Below are 17269 nucleotides of genomic sequence, written 5' to 3' on the forward strand. Positions count from 1 at the left end.
CAAGTTTTATAAGTTGCCGCCGTCGCACAACCGAGCGGTGTGCCGAACGAATATTTGATGGCGGTCAGCGGAAGGTCCGCACGTCGCCCACAGAACGGAGAAAACGGATGCGCGGCAAGCGGCACCAGAACACAGGCAAGGGCGGCAAGGGAAAGGCGAGGGAGGAAACGCCTGCTGTGCAGCCGAACGGCGGCAAGGCAACGCTGGAGGGGCGGAGCTTCCTCTATGTCGGCGGCCGCGATTGCCAGGTCGCCCATTTGCGGGAGATCGCCAGTTCCTATGGCGCGGAACTCATCCATCACGACGGCGGTTTACGAGAGGCGGTATCGCGCATCGACCGGGTCCTTCCCTCGGTCGACTGCGTCTTCTGCCCCATCGACTGCATCAGCCACGATGCGTGTCTGCGCGTGAAGACCGGCTGCAAGAAGTGGGGCAAGGCCTTCGTGCCGCTGCGCAACGGCTCGAAATCGAGCCTGGAGCGGGCCCTTCAGGACCTGTCCGCCAGCGGCGACAACTGAACCTTTGATGAAAGCGACGGCGCATTTCACAGCCTGATGCGGTCACTCGGAGTATCGATGATGAACGACGAACGTCCCGATCAAATGATGATGATCGGTCTTCACAAGCTAGCCTCGCAGCTCGGCGATGGTCTGGTGCCGGAGCTCTATGAAGTCCTGACGCGCCGCTCGCGCATGCTGGAGGACAACCCCAATGTGGCGGAATTTCCGGCCTGGCAGACCCGCCCTCCGGCCCGTGAACCGTTCGGGCTTGAACCATCGTCGAGCGCCGTTATCCTGCCGTTCCCGCGGAGCGAAGCCGGAGTCCCGGAAAAGAAGGCACGCGAAAGGTAGCCCCACGTTTGTCGCCATGAACCGTTTCCACGTCGCCATCGGTCAGGAAGAGGCATTCGAGGCCGTCTGGAAGGCACGGGATTCAAGCCTTTCGGACATGCCGGGCTTCATCAACTTCCATCTCTTGCGCGGCGAGAGCGTGCCGGAAGAGGGCTACACGCCGTTCATCTCGAAATCGAATTGGGAAAGCAGGGACGCCTTCGTCGCCTGGACGAAATCGGAAAACTTCCGGGCCGCGCACCGCAATGCCACCGACAATCGGGCCATGTATCTGGGGCCGCCGAAGTTCGAAGGATATACGGTTGTCGAGGGCGCCTGAGCGTCTCTAATCGGCTTTGCGAGGCAGCAGCGCTCCGAGCGCCACTGCGAGCCATCCGGCCATCATCGTCACGCCGCCGAGCGGCGCCGACATTGGAAAAAGACCGTGGCCGGCGAAATGGCGCATGGTGAGGTCGGCGGCAAAAAGGGCTGTGCCGAGCGCGAGCAACAGCGCAGCAATCGCCGCCGTCCGGAAGTGCGACCATCCGGCATGAAGCGCGACCAGTGCCGGCGCATGGGCGAGGCACATGGCGGAGGCGCCGCCGATCAGCCGCGGATCTGTACCGTGCGAGGCGGCTGCAGCGGCGGCGACGCCGAAAACCCCCATCAGCCCGGCGATGAAAAGCACGCTTCCACGCATTCCGCGGTTCGGCATTAGACGTTCATTTCTTGTTCTGCATGTGATGGGCGAGCCGGGTGATCGGCTCGAGGATGATGTCGCGGAGCTGCGGGTGGGGGACGGTCTCCTCGAGAGCGCGGGTGAAGCAGAGTAGCCACTCGTCGCGTTCGGCCGGACCGATTTCGGCGATGAAATGCCGCCGGCGCAGCATCGGATGGCCGCGCTTCTCGACATAGATCGGCGGCCCGCCGAGCCAGCCGGTCAGATACTCGTAAAACTTTTCCTCGCTGCCGGAGAGGTCCGGCGGATGCACGGCGCGGCATCGAGCCGCCTCCGGCAGGCTGCCCATCAGCGCATAGAACCGACGCGTCAGGGCGCGAACCGCGGCATCGCCGCCGATCGCCTCGTAGAGCGTCGTGGTTTTCGTTTCCGTCATGAGCGTATCCTTGTCCGACTTCGTATCGCGGCGCCGCCCCGCGCACAACATCCACACGTACCTTGCGGCGTTTCATCGCGTTGCCTCCCCTCGGTTGACAAAACCGTCCAGACGGTATCTTTATGGAGCATGACGAGCGCCTATCAGAGAAAGAAGCAGCCGGAGCGGGTTCGCCAGCAATTGCTGGATGTCGCGGCGCGGCTGTCGTTCGAAGAGGGGATCGCCGCCGTGACGCTCGATAAAGTGTCTCAGGCGGCTGGCGTCAGCAAGGGTGGGCTGCTGCACCACTTCCCCAACAAACTCGCCTTGCTGGACGGCCTGTTCGACGAACTGGTGGCTCGTTTCGACCGGGCGATCGAGGCGGCAATGGCCGATGATTCGGTGGACCGGGGACGTTTCACCCGCGCCTATCTCACTGTCTGTTTTGCGTTGGAAGAGGAAGGCAAGGACTGGCAGGTGCTGGCGATCGCTCTGCTGGCGGAGCCGCATCTGAAGGCGCGCTGGCGGGAATGGGTCGAGAGACGGTCGGCCGAGTTCGCCGCGACAGACAGCTCGCAGGATTGTCTTCTTGCCCGCTTCGCCGCTGACGGCGTCTGGCTGGCGGATCTCCTAGAGAGCCACGCCATCGAAGCATCCACGCGGGCGGCGCTGCTCCGGAAGCTCAAGGCGCTTTCGTTGCAGTGAGGCCGCCCGGACGGGCTGACTTTTTTACACCAATCGATCGGAGACGTGCCGTGAACCCCGCAATGCTCTACACCGTCCTGGTAATCGCCATTGTCTTCGAAGTGCTCGGCACTTCGGCCATGCAGGCGGCGCAACATTTCACGCGGCTGGCGCCGACCGTGCTGATGGTGGTTTGCTATGCCGTCGCCTTCTTCTTCCTGTCCTACACGCTGCGCTATATTCCCGTCGGGATCGCCTATGCGCTGTGGAGCGGCCTCGGCATCGTGTTGATTTCGGTGGTCGGCTACATCACCTTCGGCCAGAAGCTCGACCTGGCGGCGATCCTCGGCCTGGCGCTGATCATCGCCGGCGTGCTGGTGCTCAATCTCTTCTCGAAGTCGACCTTTCACTGACGCCGTTGCCATCGCTTTGGCGGAGCGCTTCGCCCTACGGTGCGACGGTCGAACCAACGGTGTTTTCCACCGATTGGCCGAAGCGTCGCAGTTGCGCGTTGTAATTTTGTCGGGTGCGCGGATCGAAGATCATGATCGGCGTCGAGACGGCGACGCTTGCGGCGCTGCCGACGGTCTGGGCAGTGCCGAGCGCAACGGCGCCAACCCGTTCGCCGAGGCCGACATCGGAATCCGTCACGGTCTGGCCGGCAATCAGCCGGTTGCCGAGCAGCCGCACCACCTCCGGACTTTCGGCGAATTTGCCGTGGTTGAGGCGGTCGCCGCCCTTGAGGGCCGTCAGGTCGAGCACCGTGATGCCCGCCCGCTCTAGCTGGCTGCGATAGGGTTCCACTGAGGGATCGATCTGCCCGAGCCGGTCGATATTACCGGAAATCCGCCGCGAAACGGTCAGTGCCCGGTCGTCGCGGGAGACGAAGAGGGTGAATTTCGGCCGCGACTTGCCCATGGCCTGCATTTGCTTGGTGAAGACATCGACGTCGAGATCGGGCGAGGCGAGAATGACGTCGGTGATCTTGGGGGCGACGCGGCCGTCGCGGATCGCCATCTGCCGGAGCGCCTCGACGGTGAGCCACGACCCCATCGAGTGGGCCATCAGTGTGATCTCGCCGACGGAAGGGTTCTTCGAGGCTCGCTGCAGCAGCTCTTCCAGCGCGTCGCGCGAATAGTTGGTGCTTTCCTTGTCGTAGTTATAGTCGAAGATGCTGGCGCGCGACGGCCACGTGAAGATGACCGGCGCGACATCGGCGCCGGAATCGTGAACGATCTGGGCGTAGCGGTAGACGGCGTCCTCGAAGCGGTTGTTGAAGCCGTGGACGAAGATCAGCACGCGTCGGCTCTTCGGCAGATGGCCGTGAAGCCAGGCCTGCGTCTCCGCCCCGGGCTCCAGCGGTTTGACGCTGACGGTGGAGAAATCGCGGCTCGGATCGGCTGGCAATCTCTTCGGCCATTGGACCTGGCCGACCTTGCGGTTCTTCTCCGGGGGAATCGAGACGACGATTTCGGTCAGCGAGAGCTCCGGGGCGCGTTCGCCGGTGAAGAGGATGCCAGGATCATTCGACTGGGCGCGGGTGGTCGCCACGAGCAGGTCCACCTGCGAGGCCCCGGCGGCGGTGCCGGAGGGAGCAAGGACGCCGACCGGGCGCCCGCCACAGCCGGCAAGGCAGAATATCAGCCCCAGGAAGAGCAGGACGCGGTTCATCCGCGCAGCCAGGTTTGCATCAGCGATCGACGGCACCCTGAGCCCCCTCATGAGCACAACTCGCACCGGCCGTCATGACCGGCGACTATCGGACAGCGTCCCCTTCTTCATCGAACCAATGGCAGATTTTTGTTTGTCGCGACACCCCGCCCGACATTTTTCTGATCGCCCCGACTTGCCACCGCTCGGTTCCATTGCGGCGTTCATGCAAGTTTTCGCTACAAAGCGCGGGCAGGAAATCCCCCGGATATTCATTGAAATGGCGGATGTCTTTCAATAGCATCGAGCCTATCCTGACCGGGTGCGGCGATAGCGGATGATCCATCCGATCTCCCTGAAATACCAAAGGAATAGAGGGAATGCAGGCGGTTTTCGACGGCCATAACGATGTGCTTTTGCGCCTCTGGCAGCACGCGCGCGGCGGGAGCGACCCGGTAGCCGAATTCATCGAAGGAACCGACAAGGGCCACATCGACGTGCCGCGTGCCCGGGCCGGGGGCCTCGCCGGCGGCCTATGCGCCATCTACATTCCATCGGGCGATCTGGTGCTCAGAACCCCCGACAGGAACGGCCACTATGTGACGCCGATGTCCGTGCCGCTCGACCGAATGCCGTCGCTCGCAACGGCGATCGAGCTTGCCGACGTCGCCATGAGACTCGACCGCGCGGGCGCCTGGCGGCTCTGCCGCTCGACCGCCGAGATCCGCAAGGCAATGGCAGACGGCATCTTTGCGGCCGTCCTGCATATGGAAGGCTGCGAGGCGATCGGGCCGGATCTCGCCGCACTCGAGACCTTCCATGCGGCCGGCTTGCGGTCGCTCGGACCGGTCTGGAGCCGCCACAATGTCTTCGGCCATGGCGTGCCCTTCGCCTATCCCTCGTCGCCGGACACGGGGCCGGGTCTCACGGAGGCTGGGTTTGAGCTCATACGGTCCTGCAACCGGCTCGGCATCCTGGTCGATCTCGCCCATATCACCGAGAAAGGTTTCTGGGACGTGGCGGAGACCACCGATCAGCCGCTCGTCGCCAGCCATTCCAATGCCCACGCGCTGACGCCGGTCGCCCGCAACCTGACCGATAGGCAGTTCGATGCCATCCGCGAGAGCCGCGGCCTAGTCGGCCTCAACTATGCGACGACCATGCTGCGCGCCGACGGGCAGGAAAATGCGGCCACGCCGCTTTCCGACATGGTGCGCCACATCGACTATATGGTGGAGCGTGTCGGTATCGATTGCGTCGCGCTCGGATCGGACTTCGACGGCGCGACGATACCCGAGGAAATCGCCGATGCTGCAGGCAATCAGAAGCTCGTTGCCGCGCTCAAGAGCGCCGGATATGGTGACCGCGAGCTCGAAAAAATATGCCGCGGCAACTGGCTTAGAGTTCTGGGACAGGCTTGGCACGAGGCTGCCTGAACCCATGAAGAAGAGCCCGGAAAGGGCTAGATAGAGGGAAGCGCAAAATGATGCATAAGCTCAATGGACGTCTTCGACTTCTGACTGCTTCCGCGGGGCTTGCGCTCGCGCTGGGTGCCGCCCTGCCGGCATTTGCCGAAACGCCGAAGGACACGCTGGTCGAGGGGTTCGCCTTCGATGACATCATCACCATGGATCCGGGCGAAGCCTTCGAGCTTTCGACCGCGGAAGTGACCAGCAACACCTACAGCCTGCTCGTCCGTCTCGACCTCAACGATACGTCCAAGGTGGTCGGCGACCTTGCGGAAAGCTGGACCGTTTCCGATGACGGCCTCACCTATACGTTCAAGCTGAAGCAGGGCATGAAGTTTGCGTCGGGAAATCCGATCACCGCCGAGGATGTCGCCTATTCCTTCGAGCGAGCCGTCAAGCTCGACAAGAGCCCGGCCTTCATCCTCACCCAGTTCGGCCTCAGCGGAGACAACGTCACGGAGAAGGCCAAGGCGGCGGATGAGCATACCTTCGTCTTCACCGTCGACCAGCCCTACGCACCGAGCTTCGTCTTGAACTGCCTGACCGCGACCGTCGCCTCGGTCGTCGACAAGAAGCTGGTGCTCGAACACGTCAAGTCCGTCGAACCGACCAAGGACTACAAGTACGACAACGATTTCGGCAATGAATGGCTGAAAACCGGCTACGCGGGCTCGGGCCCCTTCAAACTGCGCGAATGGCGGGCCAACGAAGTGGTCGTGCTGGAGCGTAACGACAATTACTACGGCGAGCCGGCCAAGCTCGCCCGGGTCATCTACCGGCACATGAAGGAAAGCTCCGGCCAGCGGCTGGCGCTCGAGGCCGGCGATATCGACGTTGCCCGCAATCTGGAGCCGGGCGACTACGAGGCGGTCGGGAAGAACGCCGATCTGGCGACGACCAGCGCGCCTAAGGGCACGGTCTATTACATCAGCCTCAACGAGAAGAACGAGACGCTCGCAAAGCCCGAGGTGCAGAAGGCCTTCAAATATCTGGTCGACTACGACGCGATCGGCGCCACGCTGATCAAGGGAATCGGCGAGATCCACCAGAGCTTCCTGCCGAAAGACGTGCTCGGTGCTCTGAACGAGAACCCCTATACATTCGACGTCGCCAAGGCGAAGGAACTGCTGGCCAAAGCCGGCTATCCGGACGGCTTCACCGTCACCATGGACGTGCGCAATACCCAGCCGGTCACCGGCATTGCCGAATCCTTCCAGCAGACGCTGGGGCAGGCCGGCGTCAAGCTCGAGATCATTCCGGGTGACGGTAAGCAGACGTTGACGAAGTACCGCGCCCGCAATCACGACATGTATATCGGCCAGTGGGGCATGGATTATTTCGATCCGCATTCAAATGCCGATACGTTCACCAACAATCCGGACAATTCCGATGCGGGTACGAACAAGACGCTCGCCTGGCGCAATGCCTGGGACGTTCCGGAACTGAGCAAGAAGACCAAGGAAGCACTCCTTGAGCGCGACAGCGCCAAGCGTGCGGAGATCTACAAGGAACTGCAGAAGAGCGTTCTCGACGACAGCCCCTTCGTAATCATCTTCCAGCAGACGGAGGTCGCCGGTCTTCGGGGTAACTTGAAGGGCTTCAAGCTCGGTCCGAGCTTCGACACCAACTACGTCTGGAACGTCTCCAAGGAATAGTCGAGAGGACCATTCCCTTGAGCATGAGCGATACAGTGCGAATGAGCGGGCGCCGGCGCGCCCGTTCCCGCAAGGCCGTTGCCACGGTGCTGCAGTTTGTCGTCGTCGTGGCGACCACCTATCTCGGTCTTCTTGCCGTCACCTTCTTCATCGGCCGCGTCATCCCGATCGACCCGGCGCTGGCTGTTCTCGGCGACCGGGCGCCGCAGCACCTGGTCGAACGGACCCGCGAGGCGATGGGCCTCAACCTGCCCCTCTACCAGCAGTTCCTTCTTTACTGCCGGCAGGCGCTCTCGGGCGATTTCGGCGTGTCGGTGCTGACAACCAATCCGGTGATGACCGACATCCGCCGCGTCTTCCCGGCGACGATCGAGCTTGCGACGCTTGGAACGCTGATCGGCGCCGCGATCGGCGTTCCTCTTGGTGTCCTTGCCGCCGTCAAACGCGGCAGCATTGCCGACCAGATCGTCCGCGTCATCGGGCTTGTTGGCTATTCCGTGCCAATCTTCTGGCTGGCGCTGCTCGCACTCCTGGTCTTCTACGCGCGGCTGAAATGGGTCGCCTATCCCGGCCGTGTCGACGTGGTCTACGAATATACGTTCTCGCCGATCACCGGCCTCTATCTCGTCGATGCGCTCTGGCAGCGGCAATGGGATGTGCTGCGCGACGTCTTCCGGCACATCATCCTGCCGGCCTCGCTGCTCGGCTATTTTTCGCTCGCTTATATCAGCCGGATGACCCGCAGCTTCATGCTGAACGAGCTGCAGCAGGAGTATATTGTCGCGGCTCGGGCCAAGGGGCTTTCCGAGGCACGGATCATCTGGGGCCATGCGCTGCGCAATGCCGCCGTGCCCCTCGTCACGGTGATCGCGCTTTCCTATGCCAGCCTGCTCGAGGGGTCGGTGCTGACCGAGACCGTCTTCGCCTGGCCGGGGCTCGGCCTCTACATCACCAATTCGCTGCAGAATGCCGACATGAACGCCGTTCTCGGCGGCACGATCATCATCGGTTCGGTCTTCATCGGCATCAATCTCCTGTCCGATCTGCTTTACCGGACGCTTGACCCGAGGACGCGCGCCCGATGAGCCTTGCCACGCAAACTCGCCCGTTGATGCGCCGCGAATGGCTGCTTTCCGACCGGCCGCAGTCGCGGCTGCAGGCGCGCCTCGGCCGCGCCTACATGACCTGGCGCCGCTTCTCGGCGAACCGCCTCGCGGTGGTCGGCCTGCTCATTCTCCTGGGCCTCTGCATCGTCGCCGCATTCGCCGATCTCCTCGCGCCGCATTCCCCGGTCATCGGCAATCTCGCCGGCGCGCGGCTGCTGCCGCCGGGCAGCGAGGGTTATCTGCTTGGCACCGACGACCAGGGCCGGGACATCCTGTCGCGGCTGATCTACGGTTCGCGGCTGACGCTCGCCGTCGTGGTGCTCGTCGCGATCATCGCCGCACCGGTCGGCCTGGTCGTCGGCGCCGCCGCTGGCTATGCCGGCGGCTGGATCGATGCGATCCTGATGCGCATCACCGACATTTTCCTCGCCTTTCCGAAGCTCGTACTGGCGCTCGCATTCGTCGCGGCGCTTGGCCCCGGCATCGAAAACGCCGTCATCGCCATCGCGATCACCTCCTGGCCCCCCTATGCGCGCATTGCCCGTGCCGAGACGCTGACGCTGCGCAATTCCGACTATATCGCCGCCGTCCGGCTGATGGGCGCCTCGCCGACGCGCATCGTCTTGCGTCACGTGATGCCTATGTGCATGTCGTCGCTGATCGTCCGCGTAACCCTCGACATGGCCGGCATCATCCTGACGGCGGCGGGCCTCGGCTTCCTTGGCCTCGGCGCCCAGCCGCCGCTTCCCGAATGGGGTGCGATGATCGCTTCCGGCCGCCGCTTCATCCTCGACCAGTGGTGGGTCGCCACCATGCCGGGCATCGCCATCCTCGTCGTCAGCCTCGGCTTCAACCTTCTCGGCGACGGCCTGCGCGACGCGCTCGATCCGCGGGAGAGCGGGCAATGAGCGCCTTGCTGACTGTCGAAGACCTTCGCGTCCGGTTCCCGACCCGCACCGGTGTCGTCGAGGCGGTGCGCGGGGTCTCCTTCACGCTCGCACGCGAGCGCCTCGGCATCGTCGGCGAGAGCGGCTCCGGCAAATCGCAGACGGGCAGGGCGATCATGGGCCTTACGCCGCCGCATGCGGAAGTCACGGCGAAGCGGCTCGCCTTCGACGGTATCGACCTCCTCTCGGCGCCGCCGAAGCTTCGGCGCGATCTTCGCGGCAAGCGCATCGCCATGATCCTGCAGGATCCGAAATACTCGCTGAACCCGGTGATGAGCATCGGCCGGCAGATCGTCGAGACACTGCAACGCCACGAGAAGGTCGGCCGTGCGGAGGCGCGCAAGCGGGCACTCGACATGCTGGCGGCGGTGCAGATCCGCGATCCCGCCCGCGTCTTCGACCTTTATCCGCACGAGGTCTCTGGCGGCATGGGCCAGCGGGCGATGATCGCCATGATGCTCGTCGCCGGCCCGGAATTGCTGATTGCCGACGAGCCGACCTCGGCGCTCGACGTCACCGTGCAGCTTGAAGTGCTGTCGATTCTCGACCGGCTTGTGGCCGAGCGCGGCATGGGGCTGATCTTCGTCTCGCACGATTTGAGGCTGGTTTCGTCCTTCTGCGACCGGGTGCTCGTCATGTATGCCGGCAAAATCGTCGAGGAGATCGCCGCGTCCGACCTAGGCAACGCCAAGCATCCCTATACTCAGGGCCTTTTGAACTGCATGCCGGCGATCGGTACCGACCGCCATCCCTTGCCGGTTCTCGACCGCAAGCCGGAGTGGGCGCTATGACCGCGGCCGTCTCCGTCGAAGGCCTCAGCGTCGTCTATGACGATTTCCGAGCGCTCGACACCGCCAGCGTCGACGTGGAGGCCGGCGAATCCTTCGGGCTTGTCGGCGAGTCCGGCTCGGGAAAGTCGACGCTGCTGAGGGCAATCGCCGGGCTCGCGCCGGTCAGCGCAGGCACGATCCGCGTCGAGGGGCGCGAGCTTCGCGGCGCGCGCCGCGACAAGGCGTTCTACCGCGCCGTCCAGATGGTCTTTCAGGACCCCTACGGTTCGCTGCATCCGCGCCAGACCATCGACCGGCAGCTGGTGGAGCCGTTGGCGATCCACGGCATCGGTGACGGCGAACGCCGCATCCTGAAGGCGCTCGACGAAGTGGGCCTCGGCTCCGGCTTCCGCTTCCGCTACCCGCATCAGCTCTCCGGCGGCCAGCGCCAGCGCGTCGCCATCGCCCGGGCGCTGATCCTCGAGCCCTCGATCCTGCTGCTCGACGAGCCGACGTCGGCGCTCGATGCGTCGGTCCAGGCCGAGGTGCTGAACCTGCTCGAACAGGTGCGCCGCGACCGCAAGCTGACCTTCATCATGGTCAGCCACGACCTCGGCGTCGTCACCCATATGTGCGAGCGGCTGGCGGTGATGCAGGGCGGCCGTGTGGTCGAGCGGCTGACGTCAGCGGACCTCGTCGCCGGCCGCATTGCCGAGGACTATACGCGCAACCTGATGGTGGCGAGCAAGGGGTTTCGACGGAAGACGGCGTAAACTTCCGGTTGGCGATCCTCAGATACAGTAAAGCGGCGTCTCTGAGCTGCCGAGGCTAGAACCCCCCTCTGCCCTGCCGGGCATCTCCCCCACAAGGGTGGAGATCGGCAAGGGTCGACGCTTTCGCCGGTCGGCAACGCCGCAGATTGGGCTACGGGCTTATCGTGCCGCCTCTACTTCGCTATTAATGCTGTCGGAAAGTTGAAGCAGGGGCTTGGCGTCTTGCCAATCTCCACCCTTGTGGGGGAGATGCCCGGCAGGGCAGAGGGGGTTATCCACACCCGCTTTCCCGCTCAGAGCAAGCCAAAACCCCGATCGCGCTCCGACATTTGCGTCACCTCGAGCGGCCAGGCGATGGCGAGGCGTGGATCGAGCGGATTGAGGCCGCCTTCGGCCTCCGGCGCATAGAATTTGTCGTGCAGGTAGAGAAGCTCGCAGTCTTCGGTCAGCGTCTGGAAGCCATGCGCGAAGCCGCCGGGGATCATCATCGAGCGGGCGTTTTCGGCACTCAGGATTTCGCCGTGCCATTGGAGATAGGTCGGTGAATCCGGCCTGATGTCGACGGCCACATCGAAGACGGCGCCGGAAAGACAGGAGACGAATTTCGTCTCGTCGTGCGGCGCCCGCTGGAAATGCATGCCGCGGATCGCCCCCTTGATGCGCGTCAAAGTGTGGTTGATCTGGGCGACGCAGCCGTCTGCGCCGAAATCGCGCAGCTCGTCACGGCAGAAGAAGCGCGAGAAGAAACCACGTTCGTCACCGGCCTTCTTTCGCTCGATCACGATCAGGTCCGGCAGAGGGGTCTGGATACGGTTGAAGCGCGACATAAGGGTCCTCGCGAGGTGGTGCTATTTCGAACCGCTTCTTGCACGATCAAGCGTTGACGCGGCAAGCGGTAACTGGAAAAGAGGGCGAACGACATTGGAGCCACCATGATCGACGTGCATCCGACGGCGAGGATCAGCCCGCTCAGCGACATCGAAGATTCCGTTCGCGGGACGCGGATCGTCGTCGGCGAGGCGTCGGTCATCGACAGCTTCGTCAAGATCAAGCCGGCCGGCGGCTCGGGCGACCTCACGATCGGCCGCTTCTGCTACGTCAATAGCGGCTGCGTCTTCTATACCGGCAACGGCATTCGGATCGCCGACAACGTGCTGATCGCCGCCAATTGCACCTTCGCCCCGGTCAATCACGGCTTCAAGGACAGGGATCGCCTGATCCGCGAACAGGGGTTCCAGCCGAGCCGCGGCGGCATTGTCGTCGAGGAGGATGTCTGGATCGGCGCGAATTCGGTGATCCTCGACGGCGCCATTCTCAGGAAAGGCTGCGTCATTGCCGCCGGCTCGATCGTCCGCCGCGAGGTCGACGCTTACACGATCTGCGGCGGCAATCCGCTGCGCCGGCTCGGCGAGAGGTCGTGATGTTCACGGTTCTCGGCGGTTCCGGCTTCATCGGGCGCAACCTGGTCCGCCGGTTGCGCGCGCTCGGACATGTCGTCGATGTCCCCGCCCGGGCCGACCTGCCGCTCGCCGGCAGGGATCTCGGCCATGTCATCTATGCCATCGGCCTGACCGCCGACTTTCGTACCCGGCCGTTCGACACGATCGAGGCGCATGTGTCGCTCGCGGCCGACGTCTTGCGCCACAACGCGTTTTCCTCCTTTCTCTATCTTTCCTCGACGCGGGTTTACGCGAACGGCCAGGATACGCGCGAGACTGCCCATCTGTCGGCGTCGCCGCTCAATCCCTCGGACCTCTACAATCTGTCGAAACTGACGGGGGAGGCGATCTGCCTTGCCTCCGGACGCGAGAATGTGCGGGTGGCTCGGCTGTCGAACGTCGTCGGCCCCGAGGAGGCACAGGCGGATACGTTCCTGGGGGCGCTCTGCCGAGAGGCGAAGGCGGGCCATATCCAGCTCCAGACGGCGCTCGATTCCGCAAAGGACTATATCTGGATTGACGATGCCGTCGATCTGTTGCTCCGCATCGCTGAGCAGGGGCGTCACACGGTCTACAACGCGGCAAGCGGCGGGCAGACCAGCCACGCGGACTGGTGCGCGGCAATTCAATCCCGCACGGGATGCACCGTTGCTGTAAACGACGAGGCGCCGACCGTTTCTCTTGCGCCGATCTCCAATGAACGGGTGAAAGAGGAATTCGCTTTTGCCGCCACACCTGTGCTAGAGCGCATCTCTGAAATCCTGGGCATGAGCGGATCGGGGCCCGATACCGATCCGCGGCCTTCCACATGAAGACAGGACCTGACATGGACCCTATCGAACAATTCCGCTCCGAACGGGTGGCGACGATCGAAAGCTATCGCCGCGACGGCGATTTCCAGGCGCTCTCCGATCAGTGGCGCGAAGCCACCATGGCCAAGCGCTATGTCTATAATTTCGACTGGCTCGGCCGTCCGATCATCCAGTATCCGCAGGATATCGTGGCGATGCAGGAACTGATCTGGGCGACGCGTCCCGATCTGGTCATCGAAACCGGCATCGCCCATGGCGGCTCGCTAATCCTCAGCGCCTCGCTGCTTGCCATGCTCGACATGTGCGATGCCATCGAAGCGGGCGTTTCGTTGGATCCCAGCCAATCCAAGCGCAAGGTGATCGGCATCGACATCGACATACGCGCCCACAATCGCGAGGCGATCGAAAGCCACCCGATGGCGAGCCGCATTCAGATGTTCCAGGGTTCGGCCATCGACCCCGAGATCGTCGCACAGGTGCGCGAGGCCTCGGCTGGCTACAAGCGCGTCATGGTCTGCCTCGATTCCATGCATACCCACGCGCATGTGCTTGCTGAGCTCGAGGCCTATGCGCCCTTGGTGACGCCCGGCTGCTACTGCGTCGTGTTCGACACTTTGGTCGAGGACCTGCCGGCCGGCTTCTTCAGCGACCGTCCCTGGGACGTTGGCGACAACCCGAAGACTGCGGTGCATGAGTATCTGCAAACCCATCCGGAGTTCGAGATCGACAGGTCCGTTCAGAACAAGTTGATGGTCACGGTTGCCCCGGACGGGTTCCTGAAGCGGCTATAACCGTGCAGCGACGGGATCACCACAGCAATTGAAGAGGGGGCCGTTCGCGACAGCGACGGCCCCTTTTGCTTTCGGCCCCGCTGCGCCGAGCCGCCGGGTCAAATTACCCGCACTTCCGGGATGGCGACGACGAAGCGGCCGCCCCAGCTGCGAATATAGGCATGCGCATCGACGATCTCGTCGGTCAGGTTCCAGGGCAGGATGACCACGTAGTCGGGCTTCGCCGCCTCGAGCCTGGCCGGTTCGTAGATCGGAATATGGCTGCCCGGCGAGAGCTTGCCCTGTTTCAGGTCGTTGCGGTCGACGATGAAGTCGATATCGGCCGCGGTCACGCCGCAAACATTGAGGAAGGTATTGCCCTTGGCGGCCGCGCCATAGGCTGCCACCCGCTTGCCCTCGCTCTTCGCCTTTTCCAGAAACGTCCGAAAACCCTCGCAGACGGCGGCGATCCGTTTGCCGAAGGCGATGTAGGCCTCCATATCCGCAAGGCCGGCCTTCGCCTCGTCCGCCCGCACCTTCGCAAGCCCGTCGGTCGCGGCCCGTGTGCCGGTTGCCGGCTGGGCAAAGATGCGCAGCGAGCCTCCGTGGGTCGGCAATTCCTCGACGTCGAAGACCTTCAGGCCGCTGGCCTCGAATATGCGTTCGACGGCCACGAGCGAGAGATAGGAATAGTGCTCGTGATAGATCGTGTCGAACTGGATGCCCTCGATCAGGCGCAAGAGATGCGGGAACTCGAAGGTCGCGACGCCGTTCGGCTTCAGGAGGATCGCGAAGCCGCCGACGAAATCGGCGATATCCGGCACATGGGCGAGGACATTGTTGGCGGCCGTCAGGTCGGCGCGGATGCCGCGGCCGACGAGCTCGTTGGCGGTGTCGCGGCCGAAAAAGGCGACATGGGTCGGCACGTTGCGGCCTTCGGCGATCTTGGCGGCATTGCCGGCCGGCTCGACGCCGAGCACGGGTATCCCTTTGGCGGCGAAATATTGCAGCAGGTAGCCGTCATTCGAGGCAACCTCGACGACCTGCGACGTGCCTTCAAGGCCGAAGCGTTCGGTCATCTTTTCGGCATAGCGCCGCGCGTGGTCCAGCCAACTCGTCGAGAAGGACGAAAGATAGTGATAATCGGCGTTGAAGATCTCGTCCGCCGGCACCGTTTCGGTGGTCTGGACGAGCAGACATTCCGAACAGACCATCACCTTCAAGGGGAAGGCTTTTTCCCGCGCGATCGCTTCCTTGCTCGGCTCCAGAAACGAGTTCGACCAGGGTGTGACGCCGAGGTCGGCGACAACGGTTTCAAGCGGGCTCGAGCAGAAGCGGCAGGAGTGAGACATCAGCGGCCTTTCGTGAATGCGTCGATCTGATCAAGCGTCAGCGGCAGTGCGGCTTTGCCCTGGCGCCAGCCGTCGTACCAGCGGGCGGTCCATTCGATCGCCTGCCGCTGGGTAAACCGGGCGCGCCAGCCGAGGCTTTCGCCGGCAAGCGCCGGGTCGAGGCCGAGCGTCTGCATCTCGCGGGGTTGCTTTTGCGACGAGACGTCGTCCCATTCGGGTTCAAGCCCCATGGCCGCCTGGATGGCGTTCGCCACATCGCGCACGGGGATCTGCGGTTCGGCGGGCGAGGGGCCGAAGTTCAGGGCATCGACCGCGCTCGCGCCATTATAGATCGCTTCGGCGAAGAGGAAGTAACCGTTTAGGCAATCGAGTACGTGCTGCCAGGGGCGCGTCGCGAGCGGGCTGCGGATATTGAGCCTGGTGCCGGAAAGGGCGGCGCGGACGATATCCGGCACCAGCCGATCGGCCGAAAAATCGCCGCCGCCGATCACGTTGCCGCCCCGCGCCGTGGCGATGCGGATGCCGCGCTCTTGGAGAAAGGCGCTGCGCCAGGTCGCGACCGCCACCTCGCAGGCTGCCTTGGAGCCGGAATAGGGGTCGTGTCCGCCGAGCGTATCGCTCTCCCGGAAGTGCCTGCCGCTCTCGTCGTTGCGATAGACCTTGTCGGTGGTCACGACGAGGATCGCCTTCACCGAGGGAACGTCACGCGCCGCCTCAAGCAGCCGGATCGTGCCCATGACATTGACGGCGAAGGTCTCGGCGGGCGTCGCATAGCTCTCGCGCACCAGCGGCTGGGCCGCCATGTGCAGGATGATCTCCGGCTCGCTCTTGCGCAGGACGGCGGCAAGCGCCTCGCCGTCGCGGATGTCGCCGAACTGCCCGTTCGGCAGCCCGGCCGCATGGAGAAGCGCATGCAGCGACGGGTCGGAAGTTGGCGGCAGGGCGTAGCCGGTGACTTCGGCGCCCATCTTCTTGAGCCACAGGCCGGCCCAGCTGCCTTTGAAGCCGGTATGACCGGTCAGCAGGACGCGCTTTCCCTTCCAGAAACCCGGATCGGGCAGGCGGCTCATGACCAGAGCTTCCAGGGGGCGCGGTTCTGCTGCCAGAGCTCCTCGAGCTGGTTCTTGTCGCGCAGCGTATCCATCGGACGCCAGAAGCCGTCATGCGGGAAGGCCATCAGCTGGCCGTCGCGCGCCAGCGCCTCGAGCGGCGCGCTCTCGAACGCCACGTGATCGCCATCGATGCGGTCGAGCACGGCGCGGTTGAGCACGAAGAAGCCGCCATTGATCCGGCCGTTGTCGCCCGCCGGCTTCTCGATGAAGCTCTGCACCTTGCCGGAGTCGATCGCCAGCGCGCCGTAGCGTCCCGGCGGCACGACGCTGGTGACGGTCGCCTCGCGGCCATGCCGAAGGTGGAAATCGGTGAGCGCCCGGATGTCGATGTCGGCGACCCCGTCACCATAGGTGAGGCAGAACGTGTCGCCGAGATATTCGCCGACGCGCTTCAGGCGCCCGCCGGTCATGGATTCCGCCCCGGTATCGACGAGCGTCACCCGCCAGGGCTCGGCCTTGCTCGAATGGTAGATCGTCTCGCCCGTCGCCATGTCGAAGGTGACGTCGGACAAGTGCAGGATGTAATTGGAGAAATACTCCTTGATCATGTAGCCGCGGTAGCCGAGGCAGATCACGAAATCGGTAAAGCCGTAATGGCTATAGATCTTCATGATGTGCCAGAGGATCGGCCGACCGCCGATCTCGATCATCGGCTTGGGCCTCAGGTGACTTTCCTCGGAGATGCGGGTGCCGTATCCGCCGGCGAGAATGACGACCTTCATGCCCTAACCTGCCTCTACCCAATCTGCCGCCCTTATGGCCGGCGTTCCGGCGGTTCATTGGAGCATTTTCAGCCCGATTGCAAC

At 63.8% G+C, this 17269-nt stretch carries 22 protein-coding genes; 14 read left to right on the top strand and 8 right to left on the bottom strand.

What is annotated here, in order from left to right; translation table 11 throughout:
- The first annotated feature begins 107 nt into the window (after positions 1–107).
- From CO664_RS03815 to CO664_RS03825, 3 genes are read left to right on the top strand one after another with little or no spacing between them, the layout of a single operon-like run.
- Complete coding sequence (locus tag CO664_RS03815; RefSeq protein ID WP_097525170.1) at positions 108–518, top strand: DUF2325 domain-containing protein; 411 nt, start codon at positions 108–110, stop codon at positions 516–518.
- Positions 519–578: 60 nt separating this feature from the next.
- Entirely contained in the window at positions 579–851 is a 273-nt protein-coding gene (locus tag CO664_RS03820; protein ID WP_097525391.1) for a hypothetical protein, read from the top strand.
- A gap of 16 nt (positions 852–867) precedes the next feature.
- Positions 868–1170: an antibiotic biosynthesis monooxygenase gene (locus tag CO664_RS03825; RefSeq protein ID WP_097537959.1), complete on the top strand. Its 303-nt coding sequence runs from the start codon at positions 868–870 to the stop codon at positions 1168–1170.
- A gap of 6 nt (positions 1171–1176) precedes the next feature.
- Here CO664_RS03825 and CO664_RS03830 read toward each other — a convergent pair whose 3' ends face one another.
- The gene (locus CO664_RS03830; protein WP_097525172.1) at positions 1177–1545 is read right to left on the bottom strand and encodes a DUF423 domain-containing protein; all 369 of its coding nucleotides are present in this window, start codon (positions 1543–1545) and stop codon (positions 1177–1179) included.
- Positions 1546–1552: 7 nt separating this feature from the next.
- The gene (locus CO664_RS03835; protein WP_097538576.1) at positions 1553–1945 is read right to left on the bottom strand and encodes a globin; all 393 of its coding nucleotides are present in this window, start codon (positions 1943–1945) and stop codon (positions 1553–1555) included.
- Positions 1946–2074: 129 nt separating this feature from the next.
- Here CO664_RS03835 and CO664_RS03840 point away from each other — a divergent pair, with 129 nt between their 5' ends.
- Both CO664_RS03840 and CO664_RS03845 read left to right on the top strand, forming a co-directional pair.
- The gene (locus CO664_RS03840; protein ID WP_037414686.1) at positions 2075–2629 is read left to right on the top strand and encodes a TetR/AcrR family transcriptional regulator; all 555 of its coding nucleotides are present in this window, start codon (positions 2075–2077) and stop codon (positions 2627–2629) included.
- 50 nt (positions 2630–2679) lie between these two features.
- Positions 2680–3021, top strand: a complete 342-nt coding sequence (locus tag CO664_RS03845) for an SMR family transporter (RefSeq protein ID WP_272939086.1) — start codon at positions 2680–2682, stop codon at positions 3019–3021.
- A 34-nt stretch (positions 3022–3055) separates the two neighbouring features.
- On the opposite strand, the gene CO664_RS03850 is transcribed toward CO664_RS03845, so the two are convergent.
- Together CO664_RS03850 and CO664_RS30100 are read right to left on the bottom strand one after the other, a co-directional pair.
- Complete coding sequence (locus CO664_RS03850; RefSeq protein WP_176536532.1) at positions 3056–4279, bottom strand: alpha/beta hydrolase; 1224 nt, start codon at positions 4277–4279, stop codon at positions 3056–3058.
- Between the two features lie 85 nt (positions 4280–4364).
- Positions 4365–4604, bottom strand: a complete 240-nt coding sequence (locus tag CO664_RS30100) for a hypothetical protein (protein WP_132073654.1) — start codon at positions 4602–4604, stop codon at positions 4365–4367.
- A 34-nt stretch (positions 4605–4638) separates the two neighbouring features.
- Here CO664_RS30100 and CO664_RS03855 point away from each other — a divergent pair, with 34 nt between their 5' ends.
- Genes CO664_RS03855 through CO664_RS03880 form a run of 6 tightly spaced genes read left to right on the top strand, consistent with a single transcriptional unit; the run spans position 4639 to position 10978 of the window.
- The gene (locus CO664_RS03855) at positions 4639–5694 is read left to right on the top strand and encodes a dipeptidase (RefSeq protein ID WP_097537962.1); all 1056 of its coding nucleotides are present in this window, start codon (positions 4639–4641) and stop codon (positions 5692–5694) included.
- 47 nt (positions 5695–5741) lie between these two features.
- A complete protein-coding gene (locus CO664_RS03860; RefSeq protein WP_097537963.1) occupies positions 5742–7382 on the top strand; it encodes an ABC transporter substrate-binding protein in 1641 nt (546 codons plus the stop codon).
- A 41-nt stretch (positions 7383–7423) separates the two neighbouring features.
- Complete coding sequence (locus CO664_RS03865) at positions 7424–8467, top strand: ABC transporter permease (RefSeq protein WP_097537964.1); 1044 nt, start codon at positions 7424–7426, stop codon at positions 8465–8467.
- The gene (locus tag CO664_RS03870) at positions 8464–9396 is read left to right on the top strand and encodes an ABC transporter permease (RefSeq protein ID WP_097537965.1); all 933 of its coding nucleotides are present in this window, start codon (positions 8464–8466) and stop codon (positions 9394–9396) included. Before CO664_RS03865 ends, CO664_RS03870 begins: the two co-directional genes overlap by 4 nt.
- On the top strand, positions 9393–10226 hold the full coding sequence (locus CO664_RS03875) for an ABC transporter ATP-binding protein (protein WP_097537966.1): 834 nt from the start codon (positions 9393–9395) through the stop codon (positions 10224–10226). Before CO664_RS03870 ends, CO664_RS03875 begins: the two co-directional genes overlap by 4 nt.
- The gene (locus tag CO664_RS03880) at positions 10223–10978 is read left to right on the top strand and encodes an ABC transporter ATP-binding protein (RefSeq protein WP_097537967.1); all 756 of its coding nucleotides are present in this window, start codon (positions 10223–10225) and stop codon (positions 10976–10978) included. The genes CO664_RS03875 and CO664_RS03880 overlap by 4 nt, the downstream gene beginning before the upstream one ends.
- Positions 10979–11271: 293 nt before the next feature.
- Here the strand turns inward: CO664_RS03880 and rfbC are convergent, their stop codons facing one another.
- Positions 11272–11805, bottom strand: a complete 534-nt coding sequence (gene rfbC, locus CO664_RS03890; protein ID WP_037414716.1) for a dTDP-4-dehydrorhamnose 3,5-epimerase — start codon at positions 11803–11805, stop codon at positions 11272–11274.
- Positions 11806–11910: 105 nt separating this feature from the next.
- On the opposite strand from rfbC, the gene CO664_RS03895 reads away from it, so the two are divergent.
- The 3 genes from CO664_RS03895 to CO664_RS03905 are packed head-to-tail and all read left to right on the top strand — an operon-like array spanning position 11911 to position 14020.
- The gene (locus CO664_RS03895; RefSeq protein ID WP_037414717.1) at positions 11911–12399 is read left to right on the top strand and encodes a DapH/DapD/GlmU-related protein; all 489 of its coding nucleotides are present in this window, start codon (positions 11911–11913) and stop codon (positions 12397–12399) included.
- The gene (locus CO664_RS03900; protein WP_097525179.1) at positions 12399–13229 is read left to right on the top strand and encodes an SDR family oxidoreductase; all 831 of its coding nucleotides are present in this window, start codon (positions 12399–12401) and stop codon (positions 13227–13229) included. Before CO664_RS03895 ends, CO664_RS03900 begins: the two co-directional genes overlap by 1 nt.
- A 14-nt stretch (positions 13230–13243) precedes the next feature.
- The gene (locus tag CO664_RS03905) at positions 13244–14020 is read left to right on the top strand and encodes a cephalosporin hydroxylase family protein (RefSeq protein ID WP_097525180.1); all 777 of its coding nucleotides are present in this window, start codon (positions 13244–13246) and stop codon (positions 14018–14020) included.
- Positions 14021–14118: 98 nt separating this feature from the next.
- Here the strand turns inward: CO664_RS03905 and CO664_RS03910 are convergent, their stop codons facing one another.
- Genes CO664_RS03910 through rfbF form a run of 3 tightly spaced genes read right to left on the bottom strand, consistent with a single transcriptional unit; the run spans position 14119 to position 17185 of the window.
- Entirely contained in the window at positions 14119–15351 is a 1233-nt protein-coding gene (locus tag CO664_RS03910; RefSeq protein WP_097537968.1) for a class I SAM-dependent methyltransferase, read from the bottom strand.
- Positions 15351–16421 (bottom strand): CDP-glucose 4,6-dehydratase, encoded by a 1071-nt coding sequence (gene rfbG, locus CO664_RS03915; protein ID WP_097537969.1) that lies wholly within the window; start codon positions 16419–16421, stop codon positions 15351–15353. The genes CO664_RS03910 and rfbG overlap by 1 nt, the downstream gene beginning before the upstream one ends.
- The gene (gene rfbF / locus CO664_RS03920) at positions 16418–17185 is read right to left on the bottom strand and encodes a glucose-1-phosphate cytidylyltransferase (RefSeq protein WP_037414727.1); all 768 of its coding nucleotides are present in this window, start codon (positions 17183–17185) and stop codon (positions 16418–16420) included. The genes rfbG and rfbF overlap by 4 nt, the downstream gene beginning before the upstream one ends.
- Positions 17186–17269: the final 84 nt, after the last annotated feature.

The organism is Sinorhizobium sp. NG07B (assembly GCF_002532005.1).
GTDB classification, from domain to species: domain Bacteria; phylum Pseudomonadota; class Alphaproteobacteria; order Rhizobiales; family Rhizobiaceae; genus Sinorhizobium; species Sinorhizobium fredii_C.